Source organism: Aestuariivita sp. (assembly GCF_049276915.1).
In the GTDB taxonomy this organism is placed as follows: domain Bacteria; phylum Pseudomonadota; class Alphaproteobacteria; order Rhodobacterales; family Rhodobacteraceae; genus Aestuariivita.
Genome location: NZ_JBASXK010000003.1, coordinates 1 through 5,217 on the forward strand (window position 1 = coordinate 1; position 5,217 = coordinate 5,217).

Sequence of the window (5,217 nt, forward strand, 5' to 3'; positions counted from 1 at the left end):
GCCAGATCGACTATGTGGCTGTCTATGATGACAAGGTAAGCGGCCCGCCTGCCGGCCCGCCACAAGGCCCGCCTGCCGGTCCGCCTCCCGGTCCGCCAGAAGGTCCTCCTCCTGTGGTTCCCCCAGAAGGTCCTCCTCCTGTGGTTCCTCCTGTCGTTCCCCCAGCTCCGCCTCCTGGCCCCGGTCCTGACGGCATCGTAACCGGTGACGACACGGGTAACCTGATCGACGACGCGTATACCGGCGATCCGAATGGCGATTTTGTGGATGCAGGTGACGCGATCTTCCCGCGCGTTGGCTCGGATGATGACATCATCCTGGCTGGCGGTGGCGATGATACCATCGAAGCCGGTGAAGGCCGTGACCTTGTTGACGGTGGCGACGGCGATGACCTGATCAACACGGATGCCGATCTGCTTTCCGGTCTGCCTGACCTGGGCTTTCCATCCTATAACGGTTTGCCTGCGGTTCCGGCCGATCCGATCCCGGACGATGATCTAGACACCGTCTTTGGCGGCGCGGGCGACGACACGATCAACACCGGTGACGACGCCGATGTGATCTTTGGCGGCACCGGCGATGACAGCATCAACGGCGGTCTGGACGCTGACCTGATCGAAGGGAATGAAGGCGACGACTTCATTCTCGGTGGAGAAGGTTCGGACACGATCCTCGGCAACGAGGGTGACGATACCATCTACGGCGGCCTTGGACCTGGCTTCCCGGATGCCACCAACATTCGCGACGACCTGCCCGGTGCCCTTGCAGATCCGCGCCCTGACAACGGCCTGGACGTGATCGAAGGCGGTGCCGGCAACGACCTCATCTTCGGTGAAGACGACAATGACACCATCTCGGGTGGGGCCGGCAACGACACCATCGACGGCGGTATCGATCAGGACAACATGTCCGGCGGGGATGACCGTGACACCTTTGTCAACGTCAACCAGGGTGATATTGTCGACGGCGGCGAGGGGTTCACCTCGTCTCCTGATGACGATTTCGACACGCTCGATCTGCGCGGCTCGGCGCTGAATTCGAACCCGGGCGGAACGCTCAATGTCCAGCTGGACGAGTTCAACCCCGAGAACGGTACGGTGACATATCGTGACGCCGACGGCACGATTACCGGGACGCTTGACTTCGTCAACATTGAAGAGGTCATTCCCTGCTTCACGCCTGGCACCAGGATTGCCACGCCACGTGGGGAACGCCTGGTCGAAACGCTTGAAGTCGGTGACAAGATCATCACCCGCGACAACGGCATCCAGGAGATCCGCTGGATCGGTGCACGCACGCTGACAGGTGCCGAAATGGCGCAGGCCAGCCACATGCAGCCCGTGCTGATCCGTCAGGGTGCATTGGGCAACGGTCTGCCCGAACGTGACATGATGGTCTCTCCGAACCACCGCGTTCTGGTGGCCAACGACAAGACAGCGCTTTACTTCGATGAAAGCGAAGTCCTGGTCGCGGCCAAGCACCTGACCGGTCTGGACGGGGTCGATATCGTCGAAGCGTCAAGCGTGACCTATATCCACTTCATGTTCGATCAGCACGAGGTTGTTCTGTCGGATGGTGCATGGACCGAAAGCTTCCAGCCGGGCGATCATTCGCTGGCCGGGATCGGCGATGCCCAGCGTCAGGAGATTTTCGAACTGTTCCCTGAACTGAGCACGGCGGAAGGCGTCAATGCCTATCAGGCCGCGCGCCGGTCGCTGAAGCGTCACGAGGCCTTCCTCGTCGTAAACTAAGAATGCAGCCTCCGCGCGATTGGGGGGCTGTTCGTTGCGGAATTCTGAAAAGCGGGGCAGGGAACTGCCCCGTATTTTTTTTATGCGCGTCGGGGGTTTTGTCGCCGCCATATGGCCCAGTCTTCGGGCGTGTCCAGATCCGCACGCGCGCGCCCATCCGGCAAAGCGATCAGCGCGACCTCTGAACCGGCCAGCGCCATCAGCTCCTTGGCACCGCCATCTCCGCGCAGGGCGGCGATTGCCGGAAACAGCGCCTTGCGAAAAACAACGGGATGCCCCGGCTTTCCATCCTGCGTCGCGCCACGCCAGATCAGGGTTTTGGACGTGATATCAACGGCATCAAGGACAGATTTGATGTCACCCTCTGTCAGGTCCGGCAGATCCGCCAGAACAACCATGACCGCTTCAGCCCTGTCGGGCACAGCACCAATCGCAGTTCTGAGCGAGGCATTTATGCCCTCGGTCGCCTCGGCCACTTCGACCCGCATGACCGGTTCATCCGCCAGCACATCATGGCGCGCATGGGGGGCCGGCGGCAGCGCGACGATCACCTCTGCATCGCTGCTCCTGCGCGCCAGCCGCACCTGCCGCAGGATCAGCGGCATGCCGTCCACCTGTTCCAAAAGCTTGTCCACCCCGCCCATGCGCGACGACTGACCAGCCGCCAGAACGATGATCGGGATGTCATGGCGCACCTGTTTTATCCTTCGCTTGCCTGAGCCCCAAGCCTAGCGGCTGGGACCAGCATGCGAAAGGTCAGCCTGAGCCGCTCCTGAACGCTGGCGCTTCACCCGCGCATCCGCGCCCCGTCCGCGTCGAACAAAGGCGTGGTGATGACCCGCGCCTTGCGCATCGAGCCGAGGATTTCGATCTCGACCTCCAGACCCTCGGCAATCCGCTCAACCGGCAGGAAGCCTTGTGCGATCGACTTGCCCGCCCAGTGCGAATAGCCCCCCGAAGTGCAGAACCCCACAACCGCGCCATCCAGCCAGATCGGCTCATAGGCGTTCACGTCGGCATCATCCGCATCGACCTCGAACGCACAGAGCTTGCGCGTCGGACCTTGCACGCGATCCGCTTCAGCCGCCGCGCGCCCGATGAAATCGCTGTTCTTCTTGAAGGAAATGAAGCGATCCAAGCCGGTCTCGGCGGCGGTGTAATCGGGCGAAAACTCCGACAGCCACGAACCGAAGAACTTGTCCAGCCTCAGCGACATCATCGCGCGCATGCCGAAGGGTACCATTCCATGGGGCTGGCCTGCGGCCCACAACGTCCACCAAAGCTGGCGCTGCGCCATCGGATCACAATAGATTTCATAGCCCAGATCGGCGGTATAGCTGACCCGCTGCACGATGCAGTCGGTCTGGCCCACGGTGATCCGGCGCACATCCATAAAGCGCATGTCACTGATATCGGCGCGCGTGCAGGCGGCTAGAACCTCGCGCGATTTCGGCCCGGCAATCTGAAATCCGTTCCGCTTATCACTTATATTCTCGATGCTTACGCCATCTTCTGCATGTTGCAGGAACCAGCGCATGTGAAAGGCTTGCGACCCGTAGGACGCGGTCAGCTGAAACTCTTCCTCGCTCAGGCAGGACACGGTGAAATCACCGATCAGCTTGCCCTTGGGTGACAGCATCGGCGTCAGAGACAACCGCCCTTGCTGAGGCACACGGCCGGCCATGATCCGGTCCAGCCAGGCGCGCGCCTTCGGACCCTTGATCAGGTATTTGCCAAAGTTATGCACCTCGTTGATGCCCACGCCCTCGCGCACGCCGCGCACTTCGCGCCCCGTGGCCCCAAACGCATCCGAGCGCCGGAACGAAGGGGTTTCATACGTCGGCTCATCGCCTTGGGCAAAATAGTTCACGACTTCCAAACCGAACTGCTGACCCCAGACCGCGCCCATATCCGAGAAAATCTCATACATCGGCGTCGTGCGATTGGGTCGCGCGGCGGGCAGTTCCTCGTTTGGATACGAGACCGAAAAGCGGCGCTGATAATTTTCGATCACCTTGGGCAGGGTATAGCCTGGGCTGATCCAGTCGCCAAACCGCGCCACATCCATGGCCATCGTGTCGCGCTCGGTCTCGCCCTCGATCATCCATTGCGCCAGCATCAACCCCACGCCGCCGCCTTGCGAAAAGCCCGCCATCACACCGCAGGCCGACCAGTAATTGCGCACGCCGGGGACGGGGCCCACCAGAGGGTTGCCATCCGGCGCAAAGGTGAAGGGGCCGTGAATGACGTTTTTCACACCGGCGCGTTCCAGATCGGGAAAGCGCTTGTAGGCAAAGGTGATGCTGTCCTCGATCTTGTCGAAATCATCCGCCAGAAGATCCTGACCAAAGGACCAGCTGGTTCCGTCCACCGCCCAGGGGCGGCAGGGTTGTTCATAAAACCCGATGCACAGGCCACGCCCTTCCTGACGCAGATAGCTTTCTCCCGCCGGGTCCATCACATGGGGATGTTCCTTGCCCTCGGCCATCATCTGCACGATCAGCGGCACCTCTTCGGTGACGATGTACTGATGCTCCATGGGATGCAGCGGGAAATAGATGCCCGCCATCGCGCCCACTTCGCGCGCCCAGAGACCACCGGCATTCACCACATGTTCGGCATGCACCGTGCCCTTGTCGGTGACCACATCCCATGTGCCATCCGCACGCTGGTTGGTTTCGCGCACCATGCAATGGGTCTCGATCGTCGCCCCGCCCATGCGCGCGGCCTTGGCATAGGCATGGGTTGTGCCCGATGGGTCCAGATGCCCGTCCAGCGGATCCCAGAGCGCGCCGATAATCCCATCGATATTGGTCACAGGGGCCAGCGCGCGGATCTCTTCGGGTCCGACGATCTCGGTCTCCAGCCCCATGAAGCGGTGCTTGGCGCGCTCGGCCACCAGCATGTCGAACCGATCCTTGTTGTCGGCCAGCGTGACACCCCCGACATGGTGCAGCCCACAGGACATGCCCGTGATCTCTTCAAGCTCCTTGTAAAGCCGAATGGTATAGCCCTGAAGTGCCGCCATGTTGGTGTCGCCATTCAGCGTATGAAACCCGCCCGCCGCATGCCAGGTCGACCCCGAGGTCAGATCCGAGCGTTCGATCAGCATCACGTCCGACCAACCCAGCTTGGTCAGGTGATAGAGCACGGAACATCCGACGACGCCTCCGCCAATGACGACAACGCGGGTGGTGGTTTTCATGCGACTCTCCGATTTGATGTTGTGCGCAGCTTTGCCAAAAGCGGCGAAACTGACTGGCTTGAAAACGACATATTCTGACGTTTGGTGGTATGTCATCCTGGAATCGCTGCGCCGGACACGGCGTTTGTGCTCTTGTCAGGGCGCGTATTCTCGTCCTTGATCAGCCAAGGATGGCACAGAGACTCAAAGACAGACTCACGCAGCTTTATGAAGGCGCTTCACCCGGTGCGCGGCGGTTCAGATATGCGCTGATCATCTTTG

The 5,217-nt window shown here is 61.2% G+C and carries 3 protein-coding genes; 1 reads left to right on the plus strand and 2 read right to left on the minus strand.

All coding sequences use genetic code 11. From position 1 onward, the window contains the following. Positions 1-1,751, plus strand: a 1,751-nt coding sequence (locus tag WAO69_RS00280) for a Hint domain-containing protein (RefSeq protein ID WP_422175545.1), incomplete at its 5' end; no start/stop codon positions are given. 80 nt (positions 1,752-1,831) lie between these two features. Here WAO69_RS00280 and WAO69_RS00285 read toward each other — a convergent pair. Both WAO69_RS00285 and WAO69_RS00290 read right to left on the minus strand, forming a co-directional pair. Then, positions 1,832-2,446, minus strand: a complete 615-nt coding sequence (locus WAO69_RS00285) for a nucleotidyltransferase family protein (RefSeq protein ID WP_422175547.1) — start codon at positions 2,444-2,446, stop codon at positions 1,832-1,834. A gap of 92 nt (positions 2,447-2,538) precedes the next feature. After that, positions 2,539-4,956 carry a GcvT family protein gene (locus tag WAO69_RS00290; protein ID WP_422175549.1) on the minus strand — a complete coding sequence of 806 codons (2,418 nt, stop codon included), beginning with the start codon at positions 4,954-4,956 and terminating at the stop codon, positions 2,539-2,541. Positions 4,957-5,217 lie beyond the last annotated feature (261 nt).

Bases quoted from the DNA above. Each gene is read 5' to 3' on its own strand.
- WAO69_RS00290 (WP_422175549.1), bottom strand. From the start codon at position 4,956: ATGAAAACCACCACCCGCGTTGTCGTCATTGGCGGAGGCGTCGTCGGA.